Consider the following 20,600-nt stretch of genomic DNA (forward strand, 5'->3'; position numbering starts at 1 on the left):
ATACGACGGGCGATCTCGCCGGCCCCTTCCGTCCGCCTGGATCCCGCACCGCCACTGAGCGGGCGGGCCAGGCGATCCCGGTCTCACACCATTCACACCCTTGATGCAGACCTGAGGAAGGTGCATGAGGTACTTCCGTCTGCTCGTTCTGGGCAACGGCATCTCGGCGTACGGCAGTTACCTGAACATGGTGGCGCTGAACGTCTTCGTCTACGACGCCACCGGGAGCGCGCTGGCCGCCGGCCTGTTCATGGCCGTACGCCTGGCGACCAGTGTCGTGTCGGGCTGGGTCAGCGGCCGGCTCGTCTCGGCCTACGACCGCAAGCGCCTGATGGTCGGCGCCGACCTGTGCCAGGCCGTGGCCCTGCTGTCGCTGCTGCTCGCCCCTGACGGGATACGCCCCGGACTGCTGTACGTCCTGGCCGTGGTCACGGGCGGCTGCTCGACGCTCTCCCAGGTGGCCCTGCGCAGCAGCATCCCCGAGATCGTCGGCGCGGAGCACAGCGTCCGGGCCAACGGGCTGCTGGTGACCGGACGTTCGCTCGCCATGATCGCCGGATTCGCGTCGTCGGGCGTGGTCGTGGCGCAACTCGGCTACTCCGCGGCGTTCGCGCTGGACGCCGCGACCTTCCTGGTCTCCGCGACCATGCTCTTCCTGCTGCCCGTCCGCACCAGGTCCGCCACCGCCCCCGCGGGCACCGCCTCGGAGAAGGAGTCCGGCGCCGCGCGCTGGACGGCCCGGATGCTGCTCGGCACCGCACCCGTACTCATGGCGATGGTCGCCATCAGGGCGGTCGACGGGCTGGGCTCCTCGTCCCACAACGTCGCCCTCCCCATCTACTCCAGCGGCCTGGACCCCGACCATCCGGCCACGTTCATCAGCCAGTTCTGGGCCACCTGGGCCATCGGCAACATCGTCGCCCAGCAGGTCATCGGCCGGGTCACCAAGAAGTCCGGACAGACCCCGGGGGAGCGGGCGTTCGCGCTCGGCGCCTGTGTGATGTCGGCCGGATTCATCGTGGTCTTCAGCGGGCTGCCGACCGTGCCCGCCGTCATCGCCGCGCTCGTCGCCGGAGCCGCCGACGGGTTCACCGAGATCGTCTACGTGTCGAGGCTGCAGACCGCCCCCGACGAGCAGCGCGGTCGCCTCTTCGGACTCACCGCCTCGGTGGAGAACTTCGGGTTCGGGCTCGGCATGCTCGTCAGCGGCGCGCTCCTGGAGGCCTTCTCGCCGCTTCAGGTGGTGGGCGCCTTCCACGGCCTCGCGATCGTCCTGTGCCTGATCCTGCTCGGCTGGCTGCTGCGCCGGGGCAGGAGAGCACCCGATCCGCCCGCGGAGGAACCGGCCGGCCGTGACCAGCCGACGGTGACGGAGGGACGCGGCTGATGAGCACCAGCGAGCCCGACCCGCGGATGGCCGTCATCGGCATGGCCTTCCGGCTGCCCGGCGCCGACACACCCGAGGACTTCTGGCGGATCATCCGGGACGGCACGGACTGCGTCACCCGCTTCACCGACGAGGAACTCGCCGCCGCCGGTGTGCCCGCCGAGGAGTACGAGGCGGAGGACTTCGTCGGCGCCTCCGGGCTCCTCGACGACATCGCCGGCTTCGACGCCCAGCACTTCGCGATGAGCCCCCGAGAGGCCCAGCTCACCGACCCGCAGCACCGCATGTTCCTGGAATGCGCCCAGCACGCCCTGGAGAACGCCGGCTACCCGGACGAACGGGACGGCTCTCGCGTCGGCGTCTGGGCCAGCACCGGCTACCACCTGTACACGATGCAGAACTACCTGCTCAACAACGTCCTGCCCAGCGGGCCGGTGCCCGACTGGACCTCGGGCATGCAGGTCACGGTCGGCAACTACGCCGACTTCACCGCCACCCGGGTGGCCTACCGGCTGGGCCTGACCGGACCCGCCGTCAACGTCCAGACGGGCTGCTCCAGTTCGCTGGTCGGCCTGCAGTCGGCCGCGCAGTCGCTGCTCATGGGGGACTGCGACATCGCCCTCGTCGGCGCCACCGCCGTCCACGTGCCGCAGGTCCTGGGCTACCGCTACGTCAAGGGCTCGATCCTGTCCCGATCCGGCCGCCTGCGGGCCTTCGACGCCGGCGCCGACGGCACCGTGGGAGGCACGGGCGTCCTGGCCGTGGTCCTGAAGCGGCTGGCCCGGGCGGTCGCCGACGGCGACACCGTTCACGGCGTCGTCCGCGGCTGGGGCATCGGAAACGACGGCGCGGACAAGAAGGCCTTCACCGCCCCCAGCGCCAAGGGCCAGCGCGCGGCCATCCGCCAGGCCCTGCGACGCGCCGGCGTCGGCGCCGACACCATCGGCTACCTGGAGACCCACGGCACCGGCACGCTCAAGGGCGACCCCATCGAGTTCGACGGCGCGGCCGGCGCCTACCGCGAGGACACCGACCGGGACGGCTACTGCGCCCTGGGCTCGACCAAGGCCAACATCGGCCATCTCGACGCCGCCTCCGGACTGGCCGGCCTGGTCAAGGCCCTGTTGGTCCTGCGCCACGGTGTCATCCCGCCGATGGCGAACTTCAGCGAACCCAACCCGCTCATCGACCTCGACCACAGCCCCTTCTACATCCCCCGGACCGCACAACCCTGGCCGAAGAGCGACGTACCCCGCCGCGCGGGCCTCACCTCACTCGGCGTGGGCGGCACCAACGTCCATCTGATCCTGGAACAGGCCCCCGAGCCGGCGCCCAGGATTGGCGACGCCGCTCATCCGGATGTGCTGCTGGTCTCGGGGAGCAGCCGGGAGGCCCTCGCGGACAACGCCCGCGCCTTCCGGGACCGGTTACGTCAGCCGCCCGCACCGCACCCGGCGGACCTAGTCACCACCGCCGCCCTGGGCCGGGTCCACGGCCGCCACCGCCTCGCGGTCCGAGGCTCCAGCCCGGCAGCCCTCGCAGAGGCCCTCGACTCCTGGCTGACCGGAACCGCCCCGGCTACGGTCACCACGGGGACGGCATCCGGGGAAGACACCCCACGTGTGGCGTTCCAGTTCACCGGGCAGGGCAGCCAGTACCCCGGAATGGCCGACGCGCTCTACGCGCGTTTCCTCGCCGTACGCCAGGTGCTCGACACCTGCGAGCGGCACTACCGCGACCTCACCGGCGACTCCCTGCTCGACGCACTGCGCTCGGCGGACCCGGCGGACGTACCGGGGGAGGGGCCGCTCGGGGAGACGGACACCGCGCAGCCCGCGCTGTTCGCCCTGCAGTGCGCCCTCGTCCGGCTGTGGCGCGACGCCGGCGTCCAACCGCACGCCGTGACCGGGCACAGCGTCGGGGAGTACGCCGCGCTGTACGCGGCCGGAGCCCTGACCCTGGAGGACGGGCTGCGCCTCACCAGCGAACGGGGCCGGCTGATGCGGCAGCGCTGCGCGCCGGGCGCGATGGTCGCCGCGCCGATCGACCGGGCCGCCGCCCTCGCCCTGGCCGCCGAGGTCCCCGGGCTGGAGCCGGCCGTGACCAACGGAGAGCGCCTCCAGGTGCTCGCCGGGCCCGTCCCCGCCGTCGACCGGGCCTGCGCGCTGCTGGACGAACGCGGCACACCGGGACAGCGGCTGCCGGTGACCCGCGCCTTCCACACCGCCTCGATGGAACCGATGCTGGCCGAGTTCGAGAAGGTCCTCGACGACGTGGACTTCCGGCCGGTGCGCATCCCCTTCGTCAGCGCCCTGGACGGTACGGCCAAGCCACCCGGCTGGATCCCCGGCACGGACTACTTGGTACGGCACACCCGCGAACCCGTCCGCTACGACGAGGCGTTGCGCGGGATCGGCGCCGAGTCGCCCGGCGTCCTGCTCGAGATAGGGCCGCACACCACCCTCAGCGGTCTGGCCCGCCGGGCTCTGCCCGACGTACCGGCGCTGCCGTCCCTGCGGCGCGGCTCCGGACTCGGCGCCCTGTGGGGTGCGGCGGCGGGACTGCACTGCGCCGGAGCGGACATCGGCTGGGACGCGCTCCTGGCGGGCAGCGGTGGCAGACGCGTCCCACTGCCCGGATACCGATTCCAGCACAGGAACCACTGGATGGGGCACCGGTCGACGCCCCTGAGCAAGAGAACATCAGCGAGAAAGGGAACCGAAGTGGTGCAGCAAGAGGCAGCGGTCGCACGAGTACTCCAGAGCATCGTCGAGGCGACCGCCCGGCACCTCGGAGCAGATCCGTCGGCGATCGTCGGCGACGCCAACTTCTTCGACCTCGGCGCCGACTCGCTGCAGATGATCAGTGTGCTGCGGGAACTGGAGCAGGCGCATCACGTCAAGGTGACGATGAGACAGCTGCTCGAGGAGACGGGCACACCGCGTCGGCTGGCGGAGTTCATCGTCGCCCACATGCCGGAACCCACCGGGACAGCGCCGACCGGATCCCCGGCGCCGAGGGCCGAGCCGGTGCGGCCCGTAGCACCGGCACCCGCCCCGGAGCCCGCCCCACCGGCACCGGCACCGGCTCCGGAGCCCGCCCCCGCCGGCACGGCCTCCGCTCCCGAGTACGCGACCCGTGAGGAACTGGAGGACCTCGCCCACAAGATCCAGCAGATGTCCCAGATACAGCTGCAGATGATGTCCCAGCTCTCCCAGCTGCTCGCCCTCCAGACCGCCTCGGTGACGGACCGGCTCAACGGCAAGGTGGCCAAGTGACCGGGCTGAACGGCATCTCCGCGGCGCTGGACCAGGACCTGGCCGCCATGACCGAACTGTCGCGGCGCATCGCCGAGCAGATGGGCGGGACCCCTGCTCCGGCCTCGCAGCCTCCGCGAACGCACGGGCCCCGTGTGACGGTCGCGAAATCCTCCGGCATGGTCCAGGACGTCTCGCCGCAGACCCAGCAGAAGCACCTGACCGACCTCGTCCGCCGCTACACCGCCAGAACGCCGACCTCGAAGCGGATCGCCCAGCGCTACCGCCGTGTCCTGGCCGACAGCCGTGCGGTCGTCGGCTTCCGCAGCGGCACGAAGGAGATGCTGTACCCCATCGCCGGCCGCCGGGCGAGCGGGGCACGGCTCGAGGACGTCGACGGCAACGAGTACGTCGACATCACCATGGGCTTCGGCGTCCTGCTCTTCGGCCACGAGCCCGACTTCGTCACCGAGGCCGTGCGCGAGCACCTGTCCCGGGGCATCCAGCTCGGCCCCCGCACCATCGAGACCGGCGAGGCGGCGGAACTCCTCGCCGGCCTCACCGGACTGGAGCGGGTGGCCTTCGCCAACTCCGGTACGGAGGCGAACTCGGCGGCCATCCGCCTCGCCCGCGCCGCCACAGGCCGCGACAAGATCGTCTCGTTCCTGGGCGCCTACCACGGACACGCCGACAACGTCCTGGGCCGGTCCTCGCACAGCGGCACCGACCAGATCACCGTGCCCGTCTCCCGGGGCATCCCGCAGGCCGCCGTCTCCGATCTCCTGGTGCTCGACTACGGCAGCGACGCGGCCCTGGAGACGATCGCCCGGAACGCCGGCGACATCGCCGCGGTCGTCGTGGAGCCGGTGCAGAGCAGGCACCCCGAGCTCCAGCCGGTCGAGTTCGTGCGCAAGCTGCGGGAGCTGACCCGCCGCCACGGCATCGTGCTGCTCTTCGACGAGATGCTGACCGGCTTCCGCCCGGCCCCGCGTGGCGCGCAGGAGCTGTACGGCGTGACCCCGGACCTCGCCACCTACGGCAAGCTCCTCGGCGGCGGCTTCCCCATCGGCGCCATCGCGGGCCGCGCCGACATCATGGACGGCGTCGACGGCGGCTACTGGTCCTACGGTGACGACAGCTACCCGCCCGCCGACACCACCTTCTTCGGCGGTACGTACATCCAGCACCCGGTGTCGATGGTCGCCGCCCGCGCCGTACTGACCCACCTCAAGGAGCACAGCCCGCACCTCCAGGAGCGCCTCAACGCGCGGACCGCCGAACTGGCCGCGACGCTGAACGGCTTCTTCGAGGCCGAGGAGTACCCGCTGCGGATGAGCCACTTCGGCTCCCAGTTCCGCTTCGAGCACCGCGCCGACATGGAGCTGCTCTACCACCATCTGATGCTGCGCGGCGTGCACGTGTGGGAGTGGCGCAACTTCTTCCTGTCCACCGCCCATTCGGACGGCGACATCGAGTTCATCGCCGACGCCGTACGGGACTCGCTGCGGGAACTGCGGTCGGCGGGATTCTTTCCGGGCTCGCGGCCCGTGGCGCCGAAGACGGCACTGCCGAACACAGCCCAGCCGAACACAGCCCAGCCGAACACAGCCCAGCCGAACACAGCCCAGCCGAACACAGCACCGCCGAAGACAGCACCTCCGAAACCGGCACCTCCGAAGCCGGCACCGGCCACTCCCGCGCCGACAGCTGCCCCGGAGGCCCCTGTGGCCTCCATGGCCTGGAACGCCGCAGCGGTCACCGCGCCCCGCACGGAACCCGCGGAGGAAGTCGTCCCGCGCGCGCCCGACTTCAGCGTCTACTTCTTCGGCGACTACCCGCAGGACACCTCGGCGCCCCGCCAGGGCCAGTACGAACTCCTCATGGATGTCGCCCGGTTCGCCGACCGGCACGGCTTTCACTCGCTGTGGATGCCCGAACGGCACTTTCACTCCTTCGGCGGCCTCTTCCCCAACCCGGCCGTGCTCGCCGCCGCGCTGTCCCGCGAGACCGAGCACGTCCGGCTCAACGCGGGCTCGGTCGTCCTGCCCCTCCACGACCCCATCCGGGTCGCCGAGGAGTGGTCGATGGTCGACAACCTCTCCGGAGGGCGCGTCGGCATCGGGGTCGCCAGCGGCTGGAGCGCCAACGACTTCGTCTTCTTCCCCGACCGTTTCGGCCGGCACCGGGAGCTGATGTACGAACAGCTGGAGGAGGTACGGAAGTTCTGGCGCGGCGACGCCCTGCGCCGGACCAGCGGGGACGGCGAGGCCGAGGTACGGCTCTTCCCCCGGCCGGTGCAGGACACCCCGCCCATGTACACCGCGGTGGTCGGCAACCCCGCCTCGTACGAGCTCGCCGCCCGCCACGACCTGGGCATCGTCACCAACCTGATGACCCAGACCGTCGAACAGCTCCGGGACAACATCGCCCTCTACCGGCGTACCCGGGCCTCGCACGGCCTTGACCCGGACGCCGGGCGCGTGGCCGTTCTGCTGCACACCTACCTCGCCGAGGACCACGACACCGCGCGGACCGAGGCGTACGAACCGCTGTCCCGCTATATGCGCGCGTCCCTGTCCGTGTTCAGCGGCGTCACCAACAGCCTCGGGCACAGCATCGACCTGGCCGAGCTGAGCGAGGACGACCTGGATGCGGTGTTCCGCCGCGCCTACGGCCGCTACTGCGACCAGCGCGCCCTGATCGGCACGGCGGACAGCGTGCGGCCGGTGGTGGACGCGGTGACCGCGGCCGGCGCCGACGAGATCGTCGCCCTCGTCGACTTCGGCGTCGCTCAGGACGCGCTGCGCGGGGGTCTGCCGCACCTGGACGCCCTGCGCCGCCGCTACCGGGAACCGGCTCCCTCCGCTCCCCGCGGCGCGCCGTTGTCACCCGGCCAGGAACGGATCTGGTTCCTGGAGCGGCTCCTGCCCGGACGTACCGCCTACAACGAGGTCAAGGCCGTCCGCCTGGACGGCCCACTCGACGTACCCGCTCTGCACGCGGCACTGCGCGGACTCGTCGCCCGTCACGAGGGGCTGCGAACCGTATTCCGCGAAGCCGGAGGGGAGCCCCAACAGTTCGTGCGGGCGTCCGCCGAGCCCGACTTCGAGATCGTGGACGGCGCGCTCCAGGATGTCCTCGCGGCCGAGAGCGCACGCCGCTTCGACCTGGCGGACGGCCCGCTGTTCGTCACCCGGCTGGTCAGGCTCGCCGAGGCGGAGCACGTCCTCGTGCTGTCCCTGCACCACATCGTGGTCGACGCGGCCTCCGCCACCGTTCTCGCCCGCGACCTGTCCGCCCTCTACCGTGCCGAACGCGACTCCACGACCCCTGACCTGCCGGCCCTCACCTGGAGCTACGCCGAGCACGCCCGGGAACTGGCGGCGGCCGCGAACAGCCCCGAGACCGAGGAGGACCTGGCCCACTGGCGCCGCGTCCTCGGCGGCCAGCTGCCCGTCCTTGCCCTGCCCACCGACCGGCCGCGCCCCGCGACGATGACCTCCAACGGCCGGGCGGTCTTCCACACCCTCGATCCGGAACTCTCCCGCCGCCTGCGCGAGTTGAGCCGTACCCGCCGCAGCACCCTGTTCATGACCCTGCTCGCCGGATACGCGACGATGCTGCATCGGATCACCGGACAGACGGACATCGTCGTCGGCACCCCGATCTCGGACCGTCCCGAGCGGGCCGAGCACCTGCTCGGGTTCTTCGTGAACACCCTCGCGCTGCGCCTCGACCTGTCCGGAGACCCCGCGTTCTCCACGCTGCTGGAGCGCGTGCGCACGGTCGCCCTCGACGCGTACGACCACGCGCGCGTGCCCTTCGAGACGGTGGTGCGCGAGCTCGCCCCGGCCAGGGCGGTCGACCGGACCCCGGTGTTCCAGGCCTTCGCGGAGTTCCAGCGCGCCGAGCCGTTCCGCTTCGATCTGCCCGGCGTCGAGGCCACCCCGCTGGACGCCGGCCCGGACAAGTCCCTCACCGACCTCACCGTCTACTTCACCGACCAGCCGCACGGCATCCGCTGCCATCTGGAGTACAACACCGACCTGTTCGACCAGCACACCGTCGACCGGTTCTTCGCCACCTTCCGGGACCTGCTCACGGCCGCGGTCGACACCCCCGAGGCACCCCTGTCACGGCTCGCCGCCACCGCCGTCGACACGGCGGCCGAGGGCGACCCCGTACCGCGGTCCTGGCAGGACGGCCCTTCCCGACCGTCGGCGGACACCATCGTCCACGCCCTCTTCGCCCGGCAGGCGGCCGCCCGGCCGGACAGCACGGCGGTGATCAGCGGAGACTCCCGACTGACCTACCGTCAACTGGACGACCGCGCCGAGCAGTTGGCCTCCGCCCTGCGAGCGCGGCATGCGACGGGCGCCGACGAGCCGGGGACGGTGGCTCTGTGGCTGCCGCGCTCCGCCGACCTCGTCGTCGCCATGCTCGCCGTGCTGAAGACGGGCCGTGCCTACGTCCCGCTCGACCCCTCCCTCGGCCGGGCGCGCGCCGAGCAGGTCATCGCCGAGTGCGGGGCCGTGACGCTGGTGTCCACGCGCGATGCGGCGGCGGCCCTGACACTGCCCGGGCATGTGACCGTCGTACCCCCGGACGCCACCGCACCGGGCCCGCATGACGATGCGCCGACCCCCCACGACGGGTCCTCGTGCTGCGTCCTCTACACCTCGGGCAGCACCGGCACGCCCAAGGGCGTCGTGGTGGCCCACCGTGGCGTCGTCGACCTCTGCGAGTGGCAGCACCGGCGCTTCGCCTTCACCCCGGCCGACCGCAGTGCCGTCGTGTGCAGCCAGAGCTTCGACGCCTCGCTCCTGGAGATCTGGCCGGCGCTGACCGCGGGAGCGTCGGTCGTCATCGCCGACGAGGAACTGCGCAGGGATCCGCTGTCCCTGGCCCGGTGGTACGCCGAGCAGGGCATCACCTTCTCGATCCTGCCCACCGCCCTCGGCGAACAAGTGCTCCGCCTGCCCCCGGCCGACCAGCCGCCCCTGCGTCACCTGCTGCTCGGCGGCGATGTGCTGCGTACCCGGCCGCGGCCCGAGGCGCCGTACGAGACGGTGAACGTGTACGGGCCCACCGAGGTCACCGTGCTGTGCACCACGCACACCGTGCCCGCACAGGGAGAGGACCCCGACGCCGCGATCGCGCTCGGGCGCCCGGTCGACAACGTGACGCTGAACGTGCTCGACGCGTCCGGCACCCCGGTGCCCGTCGGCACGGCGGGGGAGTTGTACGTCGGCGGCCCCGGCGTTGCCCTCGGCTATCTGCACCGCGCCGAACTCACGGAGGAGCGCTTCCTGCCGGACCCCCACGGAGGCCCGGATGCCCGCCGGTACCGCACCGGCGACCTGGTCCGCTGGAGGGGCGACGGGACGCTGGAGTTCTGCGGCCGGGCCGACGACCAGGTGAAGATCCGGGGCTTCCGGGCCGAGCCGGAAGAGGTCTCCCGTGTGCTCAACGCCCTGGACGGAGTGCGCGAGGCGGCCGTGCTGGCCCGCCGCAACGACCGCGGCGAGGCGTATCTCGCGGCCTACGCCGTCCCCGCCGACCCGGTCGGCACGGCGGCCGACGACCGGCAGGCGTTCGCCGACCTCGTGGCCGAGGAACTGGCGGCCCGGCTGCCGGAGTACCTGGTGCCGCGTGCCTGGCGGGTCCTGCCGGTCCTTCCCCTGACGGGCAACGGCAAGCTGGACCGGTCCGCGCTGCCGGCGCCCGACCTCGTCACCACGGCCCCGGTCCCCAGGCCGGGCACCACCGTCGGCGATGCCCCTCAGCCCGGTCACCGTACGGACGTCGAACGGCGCGTACGGCGGCTGTGGGCGGACGAGTTCGGCATCGACGCGGACGCCATCACGGCCGACGCCTCGTTCTTCGACCTGGGCGGCCACTCCATCACGGCGATGCGGCTGGTCAACCAGGTCCGGGAGGAGTTCGGCACCGACTACCCGATGCTGGGCTTCTACCAGGAGCCGACGCTGCGGGCCATGACGGCCCGACTGACCCTGGCAGCGGGGGAGACGCCGTCGGGCCAGGGAGCCGAGTCCGACGAAGAGCCCGGCTCGGTGGAACGCCGCGCACCCGCCACCGCTCAGCAGTCCCGTTTCGCCAAGGTGCACGCCGAACACCTCCTGCCCCAGGTCTTCAACGTCGCCCTGCGGATCACCCTTTCCGGAGACCTGGACGTGACGGCCCTGCGCACCGCCCTGACCGGCCTCGTCGAGCGGCACGAGGGACTGCGGACCCGACTGGCCCCCAGCGGGGACGGCTGGGAGCAGCAGGTGCTCCGGCCCGGCGTCGTGGAACTGCCGGTCGAGGACCTCACCGCACGGCCCGCCGGGGAGCGGCGGACAGCCCTGGACGCGGCTGCCACGGAGGCCACCGAGACACCGATCGACCCCGTCCACGACACGCCGATGGCCGTGCGCCTTCTGCGCACCGGCGAGAGCACCTGGGTCCTGCTCCTCGTCCTGCACCACTCCGCCTGTGACGGCTGGTCCGTCAGCCTGCTGCTGAAGGAACTGGCAGCGCTCTACGGCGCAGCCGTGCGGGGCGAACCCCACGCCCTTCCGCGCGTGGAGTGCCAGCCCGTGGAGTACGCCCACTGGCAGCAGGGCCAGGCGGACGAGGCCGCCGACGAACGCAAGCTGCGGTTCTGGCTGCGCGAACTCGACGGAGTGCCGTTCAGCGTCGGCCTGCCCCTGGACCGGCCCCGGCCCGAGAAGGCGAGCGGCCGGGGCGGCGCCGTGATGTTCACCGTGCCGGCCGAGGTACGGACCGCCGTGGAGCGGTTGGCGCGGCAGCGGGGCACGACGCCCTTCGTGGTCACGGCTGCGGCCCTCGGCCGGCTGCTCGCACGGAAGTCGGGGCAGACCGACGTCGTGTTCAACATCTCCTACGCCAACCGGGAACGCCGCGCCTTCGAATCCCTGCTGGCCTGCACGATCACCGGGTTCGCGCTGCCCGTGCGGGACGGAGCCACCGGTTCCTTCACCGGCCTGACGGACCGAATCGCCCGCACGGCGGTGGAGTGCATGGACCGGGCCATGCCGGTACGCCTGATCGCCCCCGCGTTGCAGGAGCGCACGGGCGTGGCCGTGCCGGACCGGCTGGACGTCGGCTTCGCCTACCAGAGCTCCCTGGACGCCGAGATCGAACTGCCCGGACTGACCACGGCCGTCGAGGACCTCGCGCCCGCCGCGTCCCGCACGGAACTCACCTTCGGCCTCGTCCCGGCCGGGGACCGGCTCCAGGGCTTCGTCGAGTACTCGGCCGACCTCTGGGACCGCGGCACGATCGAGGGCTGGACCCGTGACTACGTCGCCCTCCTGCGCGACGAGACGGGCAACGCGCTGGGGGAGTGACCCCGGTCCGTGCCGCCGCCCCTGGGGGACGGCGGCACGGACAACCGCTCCACCACGGGCGCCAGACCGTACGTCCCGACTCATTGACAGGTCCGTACCAACACGCCACGCTCTGAGAGCGCTCTCAAAACTTCCCGCATCGGCCCCCTGTCGAACGGAGAAAGAGCATGTTACGGACCCTCAGGCGCCGGGCCACGGCCGTCGGACTGTCCCTCGCGACGGTCCTGAGCGGCTCACTGCTCGCCACTGGAGTCGCCGAGCCCGCCCACGCCGCCGTCCCGGCGACGATCCCGCTGAAGATCACCAACAACTCGGCCCGCGGCGAGCAGGTGTACATCTACAACCTGGGCACGGAACTGTCGACGGGACGGCAGGGCTGGGCCGACGCGGCCGGCACCTTCCACCCCTGGCCGGCGGGCGGAAACCCACCGACCCCCGCCCCCGACGCATCGATCCCGGGCCCCGCCGCGGGCCAGTCGAAGACGATCCGCATGCCGAAGTTCTCCGGCCGCGTGTACTTCTCCTACGGCCAGAAACTCGTGTTCAGGCTGACCACCGGAGGCCTGGTCCAGCCCGCCGTGCAGAACCCGGCCGACCCCAACCGGAACATCCTGTTCAACTGGTCGGAGTACACACTCAACGACTCGGGCCTGTGGATCAACAGCACACAGGTCGACATGTTCTCCGCGCCCTACGCGGTAGGCGTGCAGCGAGCCGACGGATCCACCGCGAGCACCGGCCGGCTCAAGCCCGGCGGATACAACGGCTTCTTCAACGCCCTCAGAGGACAGCCCGGAGGCTGGGCCAACCTGATCCAGACCCGGTCCGACGGCACCGTACTGCGCGCCCTGTCCCCGCTGTACGGACTGGAGACCGGCGCGCTGCCGGCCGGTGTCATGGACGACTACATCAACCGCGTCTGGCAGAAGTACTCCACCTCGACCCTGACGGTCACACCGTTCGCCGACCAGCCCGGCACCAAGTACTACGGCCGGGTCTCCGGCGGCGTCATGAACTTCACCAACGGCGCCGGTGCCACCGTCACCCGCTTCGAGAAGCCGGACGCCTCCTCGGTCTTCGGCTGCCACAGGAAACTGGACGCGCCGAACGACCTGGTGCGCGGCCCGGTCTCACGCACCCTGTGCGCCGGCTTCAACCGCTCCACGCTGCTGGTCAACCCCAACCAGCCGGACTCCGGCGCCGACGCCTTCTACAAGGACAACGTCACCAACCACTACGCCCGCAAGATCCACGCGCAGACGGTCGACGGCAAGGCCTACGCCTTCGCCTTCGACGACGTCGGCCACCACGAGTCACTCGTACACGACGGCAGCCCGCGTCAGGCCTATCTCACCCTCGACCCGTTCAACTGACGGCAAAGTTGACGGTTCAGCAATTCTGACAATCAAATACAACTTTACTGTTCCTTGGTGTAGATGAACTGCGGTTTACGTGAGCCTCATTGACACCACGCGGTGACTGCACACCCTCCCGTAACAAGGAGGGTGTCGTCACTGTCCCCCCATGCGATGGTGAGAGGCACCAACGAGATGACGATGAATCGCACCCTGCGGTACGGCGGCCGCACACTGGCGTTGACGGCGACGGCCCTCGGGGTGATCGCGGCGGCAGCCGTGCCCGCGACGGCCGAGGAACAGCCCACCGCGGAGCAGATCATGGCCGACTGCGCTTCCGGGGAGGGCAAGTGCTCCTTCAACTCCCCGGAGCTCGGCAAGGCGTACTCGGTGAGCCGCGTCAGGTATCGGAACTGCTCTTCAACTGCACCGAGTCGCCCGCCGCCCAGTCGATGTCCTGGGCCGACACCGTCGGTTCCTCCCACTCGGTGGGAGGCTCGGTCACCGTCGGCGGTGGCATCGAAGGCATCATCACGGCCAGTGTCACCGCGACGTACAACTACACATGGCAGAGCTCGCACACGGAGACGAGTTCCTTCACCGTGAACGTGAAGCCGGGAGAAGTGGGCTGGATCTCCCGTGCCCAGGTGATGCGGCGGATATCCGGCACCTGGCAGACCCACTACGACGACCCCAAGTGGGGCCACTACTACTGGTTCGTCCCCGACGTGGTCACCGGTCCGGCTCCCAACGGCACGGACGGCAAGCACAGCGCCGTCGTGGTCAAGTCCCGCAAGATGACGGCCGACGAGAAGAAGCTGTGCTCCACCGGCGACACCCAGGACGAGGTCTTCACCAGGTGATGAGCGTGTTCGGTGGGGTCGACGACCTCGAACTCTTCCTCTCGCGCTGCCGCGTCATGACCGTCGGTTCCGTGCCGGTCTGTCTCGCCGCCACGGTCTTCTTCATCACGGAGGAGGGCTGGCACTTCGGCATGCTCCTGAGTTGCGTTCTGCCGCCGATCGCCGCCTTTCTGGGGGTCCGGGGCAAGCGGGAGATCCGTCCGGGGATGGCGGCCGCGGGGCTCGCCCTCGCGCTCGCCACGCTGCCCTTGACCTTCGTGGTGGCGTCGCTCGGAGGCTCGTGACCCCACCGGGCTGCCGTACGGTGCACCGGTCCCGTGAAGTACCGGTGAAAACCCTGTGGAAGTGGTGTCGGTGGAGCCGTCTATGCTGCTCCGGACGATCACGCGGGACAGGGGAGGGCGCGGCATGTTCGGCAAGCTGTTCGGGAGGGGCGCGGAGAGACACGCGGAGGATCCGCACGCCCTTCCCGTCCCGCGCAGACAGAAGAACGGTACGTACAGGCTGCGCGCACTCGGGGACGCGCGGGTGCTCGCGCTGGTGGAGGCGGCCGACGCCGGTGACTGGGGGGCGGTGAAGGCGGCGCTGGCCCCCTTCGACCTCGGCCGCGAGCAGGCGGTCCTGGGGCAGCTGACCGATGTGGACGGTGTGGAGGAGTGGACCGTCAGGGCCGCCGAGGAGGACAAGGACGACAAGGAGCTCCGGGCGACCGCACTGCTGATATCGGGTGCGCGCCATGTCGCCTGGGGCTGGGAGGCGCGCACGTCCGCCCGTGCCGTGGACGTCGGCCGCGAGCAGTGGCAGACGTTCTACGAGCGGCTGCGCATCGCCGAGGAGCACCTGCTCGAGGCCGCCGAGCTGCGGCCCGACTGGGTCACGCCGTGGCGTCATCTGCTCACCTCGGGACGCGGCATGTCCGTCGACGACAGCGTCCAGGACGCCCGGCTCGCGGCGGGACTGCGCCGTGATCCGCTGAACCTGGACATCCATCTGGAGTGGGTTTCGCACCTCCAGCCGCGCTGGGGCGGAGAGCCGGGCCAGGCCCTGGAGTTCGCCCGGAAGGCCGTCACCGCCGCGCCCGACGGACACCGGCTCGGCTGTGTCGTCGCCATGGCGCACATCGAGGACTGGGTGGAGTCCGACGACCGCGACTGCCTCCAGCAGCCGCAGATCCGGACCGAGTTGAGAGAGGCCGCAGAGCGCAGCATCCTGCACCACGCGTACCAGCGCCGTCCGGGCTGGCAGGGCGACTACAACATGTTCGCCATGGCCCTCTCGCTGGCGGGCAGCAGCACGGCCTCCAACGTCTTCCGCGAGCTGGACGGTGTGATCACCGAGTGGCCGTGGACCTTCATGGCGGACCCGGAGAAAGCATACGCGCGCTTCCGCAAGGCCTTCTGAGCCACCGGCCACACCGTCCCACCCGTCTTCGGCCGGTCCCACGGACCACCGCCCACGCCTGCCGTTCCCTTCACCCCGGACTGACCCATGCCCCTGCGCGACAACACCGCCGACCACGCCGCCACCGACCGCACCTTCCAGGTCGACCTCCGCGGCCTGGTGGACCTCCTCTCCCACCACCTCTACTCCAGCCCCCGCGTCTACCTGCGCGAACTCATGCAGAACGCGGTCGACGCCCTGACCGCGCGGCACGCCGTCGAGCCCCATGGCGCCTTCGGCATCCGTCTGTACGCGGACGGCTCCGTGGTCCGCGTCGAGGACGACGGCGTCGGTCTCACCGAGGCCGACGTGCACACCTTCCTCGCCACCATCGGCCGCAGCAGCAAGCGCGCCGATCAGATCGCCGAGCAACGCGCCGACTACATCGGCCAGTTCGGCATCGGCCTGCTCTCCTGCTTCCTGGTCGCGGACGAGATCCACGTCCTTAGCCGCTCCGCACGCACGCCCGACGCACCCGCCGTGGAATGGCGCGGCCGCGGCGACGGCAGCTACTCCGTCCGCACCCTGCCCGCATCCGCCCGCCCCCGTCCCGGCACCACCGTCACCCTGACACCGCGCGCCGACGCGGCCGAGTGGACCCGTCCGGCGCAGGTGCATGCCCTGGCCCGCCACTTCGGCTCCCTGCTGCGCCACCCCGTCACCTTCGACGACGGCACGGGCGGCACAGGCACGGGCGGCGCAAGGGGCCCGGGCGCGCCCGTGAACCCCGAGCCCGCACCCTGGGCCCGCACATACCCCACCCCGGGAGCCCGCTCCCGCGCACTGGCCGCGTACGGCGAAGAGGTCTTCGGATTCACCCCGCTGGACACCATCGAACTGGACCTGCCGGCCGTAGGCCTGAAGGGCATCGCCTGCGTCCTGCCCGAGACGGTGCCGGCCGGACGCCGCCACGGCCATCGCGTGCACGTCAAGGGGATGCTGCTGTCCGAACAGGCCGAGGAGATCCTGCCCGAGTGGGCCTTCTTCGTCCGCTGCGTCGTCGACGCCGAGAGCCTGCGACCGACCGCGTCCCGCGAGTCCCTGTACGAGGACGACACCCTCGCCGCCGTCCGCGACGCCCTCGCCGAGCGGCTGCGCGCCTGGATCGCCCGGGCCGCCGCCAGCGACCCGGACCTGCTCGGCCGCTTCCTCCAGGCCCACCACCTGGCCGTGAAGTCGCTCGCCGTGCACGACGACGAGATGCTGCGGATGCTGCTGCCCTGGCTGCCGTTCGAGACCACCGACGGTCACACCACCCTCGACGAGTTCGCCCGCACCCACCGCACCGTGCTCGTGACGTCGAGCGTGGAGGAGTTCCGGCAGGTCGCGGCGATCGCCTCGGCCGCCGGGCTCGGCGTCGTCAACGGCGGCTACACCTACGACCGCGAACTGGTCCACCGGCTGCCCGAGATCAGGCCCGAGGCCGCCGTCGCCGACCTCGACCCGGAGACCCTCACCGCCCACCTCGACCCCGTCGACCGGGAGACGGAACTGGCCGCCGCGGCCTACCTCGCCCAGGCCCGCGACGCCCTCGCCGTCTTCGACTGCGACGTGGCGCTGCGCACCTTCCAGCCCGCCTCCGCCCCCGCCCTCCTCGTCGACAGCCGCGAGGCCCGGCACGAACGCACCCGCTCCCAGCTCGCCCGCGAGCAGGAGGGCGGTCTGTGGGGCGACATCCTCGGCGCCCTGCGCCAGGAGGCCCCGCGTGCCCAGCTGATCCTCAACCAGCTCAACCCGCTGGTGCGCACCGCCGTCACCATCGACGAGCCCGAGCTGGCCCGCACCAGCGCCGAAGCCCTCTACGGGCAGGCCGTGATGCTGTCCCGGCGCCCGCTGAGGCCCGCCGAGTCGAGCCTCATCAACCGCTCCTTCCTCGACCTCCTCGCCCACGCCCTCCGCAAGGACAGCTGACGATGCCCACCGCACCCCACCCCCAGAACACGGACGAGCTGTACCAGGCGCTCCAGGAGAACGACCGGCGCCCCTACGGCCGTACCCGCACCGTCACCGCCGAGGAACTCGTCGACGCCGCCGAGCAGTTCGCCGAACCCGCCCCCCTCGTCCACGCGCTCCTCGAACTCCAGGAGGCGTACACCTACGGCTCCGAACCCCGGAAGTCGCCCGTCGTCTTCGCCCGCCTGCTCACCCTCTTCGACGAGCAGCCCGACGTCTTCGACGAACGCCTGCGCCACATGCTGTTCTGGCGGTTCAAGTGGGTGGCCAACGCCCTGCGCGCGCTCCCCGAGATACCGCTGGCCAGCCTGCGTCAGTGGCAGCAGGAGATGCGCGACCGCTACGAGAAGGCCGGGCTCGGCCTCCAGCCCTACTACGGACAGGCGTATCAGCTCGCCGTCCACGTCGGAGAGGACACGTCCCTCGCCTACGACCTGTGGGCGAGCCGCACCCGCACCAGGCTCAGCGACTGCGAGGCGTGCGAAACCTGCGAGCGCGCCCTGTACCACCTCACGGCCGGCGACGACGAGCGGGCGCTGCGCGCCTGGGAACCCGTCCTGGCCGGGAAGGAATCCTGCCAGGAGGAACCGGCCCGCTCCGTCTCCTACGCACTGCTGCCCCTGCTGCGCACCGGCCGCACCGACCGGGCCCGTGAACTGCACCTGGCCGGCTACCGAGGCTGCCGCCGCAACCCCTCGATGGCCCAGGAGGTCGGCAGACACCTGGAGTTCTGCGCGCTGACCGGCAACGAGGCACGCGGCCTGGAACTGCTCGCCGAGAACCGGAGCCTGTTCGACGAGGTGGACTCGCCGCTGGACCTGCTCGGCTTCCTCACCGGCGTGGAGGTCCTCCTCCAGCGGGTCGAGAGCCTCGGCCACGGCGCACTGCCCGCCCCCGGCCACGCGGGCCGCACCTGGACCGTGGCCGGGCTGCGCGCCGAGGTGCGGGGCCGCGCCGACGACCTCGCCGCCCGCTTCGACACCCGCAACGGCACCACGGCCCACACCGACCGCCGCAGGGCCCGCCTCGACCGCGCCCCGCTCCTGGAGTCGCTGGAACTGACCCTGCGCCCCAGAAGCCTCGACGACGTCGCCCCGGCCGCCCCGGCGACCGAGCCCGCCGCCCGCACGGCCGCGGCCGTCCCCGACTCGCTGCCCGAACTCATCCTCCGGGCAAGGACGCTGGACGAGCAGGGGCACCCGGACGCACACGCCTGCTGGGCGCGGCTGCGCACCCTCGTCGCCGCCCGCGACTACACCCATCCCGACGACCCGGCCGTAGGCCCGCTCGTACAACTGCGCGCGGACCTGCTGGCCGAAGAGGCCAACGGGGCGGGCGAGAAGGACGAGTTCGCCGACGCCGCCGCCCTCCACGAGGAGGCAGCCGCCCTGTACGACGACGCCGCAGCGCCGGGTCACGCGGCGCTCGCCCGCGCCTGTGCCCTGCTCGCCACGGCCGAACTCCCCGCGGAGGACGCCGACGATGCGGAGACGAAGGCCGCCGCGCTGACCGCCGCCCACGTCTCCATGGTCCGCCTGCACGAGGAGACGCCCGGCCTCACCCCGTACCTGGAGGCGCGCCTGCTGCGGCTGCGGGCCACCGCCCTCGCCCTGCGCCTGCAGACCTCGGGAAGCGAGGAGCACGTCGCGCCGGTCTTCGCCGAGGTGGAGCTGCTGCACGCGTTCGCCACCCGGCACGACGTCGCCGGCCAGATCTCGGGCGCTCTGCTGCTGCGGGCCGGCGCATACGCCATGTCCGGCGACCTGCCCGCCGCGGTCTCCGAGATCGACGCCCTCCTCGACCGGCTGAAGACGGAGGGCCCCGCCTGGCACCTGCCCCGCACGCTCGGACTGCGCGGCCGGCTCCAGCTCGGCCTCCAGGACACCCAGGCCGCGCACGCGGACCTGACCGAGGGCCTGCGCCGGGCCGCCGACTGGCCGGCCGACACGGTCGACACCACCCGCCTCCACGGCGATCTGACCGAGGTGTGCATGCACCTGGGCCGCCCCGACGAGGCACTGCGGCACCTCACGCGCTCCGCCGAGCTGGCCCTCCGCCGCGGCAGCCGCACGGACGCGTTCTGCGCCTACGCCAACGCGGCCCAGCTCAGCCTCGAACTGGGCCGCGTCGAGGACTGCATCGCCCTCCTCGACTCCCTCCTGGCCGAACCCGACGCCGCCGCCGGAGAGCTGGACGACCGGCTCGTCGCCCAGCTGCGCCTGACCCGCGCCCGCGCGCTGCACGCGGGGGAGGACCTCAAGGCCGCCACGGCGGAGTTCGTCGCCCTCGCGGCCGAGTCGGCCGGCTGGGACGACGACCCCGGGAGTCACGCCATGATCGCCGCCGAGACCGCCGTACTCCTCGGCGAGTCCGGCGAGTTCGGCCGGGCCCGCGAAGCCGCCGACCAGGCACGCGCCGCCCACGCCCGGGCCCCGCGCTACGAGCAGCTCAGCAGCTGCCTGCGCGAACTCGCCCGCCTCCAGGCCCAGCAGCAGGGCCCCGACGGCCTGGCCGACGCCCTCGCCCTGCTCGCCGACGCGGGCGGGATCGCCGACGAGGCCCGCGCCGCCGGGTACGAGCCGAGCGGCCGCTCCCTGGACACCGCCCTGGCCTACGAATACGGACGGGTCCACGCCCACGCCGGCGCATACGAGGACGCACTGGCCGCCCTGGACAAGGCCCTCGTCCTGCTCGGTGAGCCAGGACCGGAGGAGGACCGGGCCGGGGAATGGGCCGAGTGCGTCCGCTTCGCGGGTGCCGTGGAGGGCATCTACCTGGAACGCCCCGCCCCCGCCCTCGCACGCCTCGACGCGGCGGTCTCGCGCCTGACGGCCCTGGGCCACACCGAGGAGACCGGGCCGCTGACGTCGTTGGCGGCCCGGCTCCGCGACGAGGAGTGACCCCGGGAACGCGCCGGGTCGCACCGGCGCGGGCATGCCGTCGGCCGACGGCGGGCAGTGCTGAACCAAGTC

The 20,600-nt window shown here is 72.0% G+C and carries 9 protein-coding genes; all 9 read left to right on the top strand.

Going from position 1 to position 20,600, the window contains the following annotated elements:
- Positions 1-124 precede the first annotated feature (124 nt).
- Positions 125-1,387, top strand: coding sequence for an MFS transporter (locus ACIBK5_RS34435; protein WP_399025835.1), 1,263 nt, complete (start codon positions 125-127; stop codon positions 1,385-1,387).
- On the top strand, positions 1,387-4,665 hold the full coding sequence (locus ACIBK5_RS34440) for a type I polyketide synthase (RefSeq protein ID WP_399025837.1): 3,279 nt from the start codon (positions 1,387-1,389) through the stop codon (positions 4,663-4,665). Before ACIBK5_RS34435 ends, ACIBK5_RS34440 begins: the two co-directional genes overlap by 1 nt.
- Positions 4,662-12,017 carry a MupA/Atu3671 family FMN-dependent luciferase-like monooxygenase gene (locus tag ACIBK5_RS34445; RefSeq protein WP_399025839.1) on the top strand — a complete coding sequence of 2,452 codons (7,356 nt, stop codon included), beginning with the start codon at positions 4,662-4,664 and terminating at the stop codon, positions 12,015-12,017. Before ACIBK5_RS34440 ends, ACIBK5_RS34445 begins: the two co-directional genes overlap by 4 nt.
- A 167-nt stretch (positions 12,018-12,184) precedes the next feature.
- The gene (locus tag ACIBK5_RS34450; protein ID WP_399025841.1) at positions 12,185-13,390 is read left to right on the top strand and encodes a glycoside hydrolase family 64 protein; all 1,206 of its coding nucleotides are present in this window, start codon (positions 12,185-12,187) and stop codon (positions 13,388-13,390) included.
- Positions 13,391-13,722: 332 nt separating this feature from the next.
- Positions 13,723-14,235: a hypothetical protein gene (locus tag ACIBK5_RS34455; protein WP_399025843.1), complete on the top strand. Its 513-nt coding sequence runs from the start codon at positions 13,723-13,725 to the stop codon at positions 14,233-14,235.
- Positions 14,235-14,519 carry a hypothetical protein gene (locus ACIBK5_RS34460; RefSeq protein WP_399025845.1) on the top strand — a complete coding sequence of 95 codons (285 nt, stop codon included), beginning with the start codon at positions 14,235-14,237 and terminating at the stop codon, positions 14,517-14,519. Before ACIBK5_RS34455 ends, ACIBK5_RS34460 begins: the two co-directional genes overlap by 1 nt.
- A gap of 124 nt (positions 14,520-14,643) precedes the next feature.
- Positions 14,644-15,636 carry a hypothetical protein gene (locus ACIBK5_RS34465; protein ID WP_399025847.1) on the top strand — a complete coding sequence of 331 codons (993 nt, stop codon included), beginning with the start codon at positions 14,644-14,646 and terminating at the stop codon, positions 15,634-15,636.
- Between the two features lie 87 nt (positions 15,637-15,723).
- A complete protein-coding gene (locus tag ACIBK5_RS34470; protein WP_399025849.1) occupies positions 15,724-17,586 on the top strand; it encodes an HSP90 family protein in 1,863 nt (620 codons plus the stop codon).
- A gap of 2 nt (positions 17,587-17,588) precedes the next feature.
- Positions 17,589-20,528 carry a hypothetical protein gene (locus ACIBK5_RS34475; protein WP_399025850.1) on the top strand — a complete coding sequence of 980 codons (2,940 nt, stop codon included), beginning with the start codon at positions 17,589-17,591 and terminating at the stop codon, positions 20,526-20,528.
- Positions 20,529-20,600: the final 72 nt, after the last annotated feature.

This window comes from Streptomyces sp. NPDC050546, from assembly GCF_044457425.1.
GTDB lineage: Bacteria > Actinomycetota > Actinomycetes > Streptomycetales > Streptomycetaceae > Streptomyces.

What these genes read in the sequence shown, in the direction of transcription:
- ACIBK5_RS34465 (WP_399025847.1), top strand. Translation starts at nt 14,644, where the DNA reads ATGTTCGGCAAGCTGTTCGGGAGGGGCGCGGAGAGACACGCGGAGGAT.
- ACIBK5_RS34470 (WP_399025849.1), top strand. Translation starts at nt 15,724, where the DNA reads ATGCCCCTGCGCGACAACACCGCCGACCACGCCGCCACCGACCGCACC.
- ACIBK5_RS34440 (WP_399025837.1), top strand. Translation starts at nt 1,387, where the DNA reads ATGAGCACCAGCGAGCCCGACCCGCGGATGGCCGTCATCGGCATGGCC.
- ACIBK5_RS34450 (WP_399025841.1), top strand. Translation starts at nt 12,185, where the DNA reads ATGTTACGGACCCTCAGGCGCCGGGCCACGGCCGTCGGACTGTCCCTC.
- ACIBK5_RS34475 (WP_399025850.1), top strand. Translation starts at nt 17,589, where the DNA reads ATGCCCACCGCACCCCACCCCCAGAACACGGACGAGCTGTACCAGGCG.
- ACIBK5_RS34435 (WP_399025835.1), top strand. Translation starts at nt 125, where the DNA reads ATGAGGTACTTCCGTCTGCTCGTTCTGGGCAACGGCATCTCGGCGTAC.
- ACIBK5_RS34460 (WP_399025845.1), top strand. Translation starts at nt 14,235, where the DNA reads ATGAGCGTGTTCGGTGGGGTCGACGACCTCGAACTCTTCCTCTCGCGC.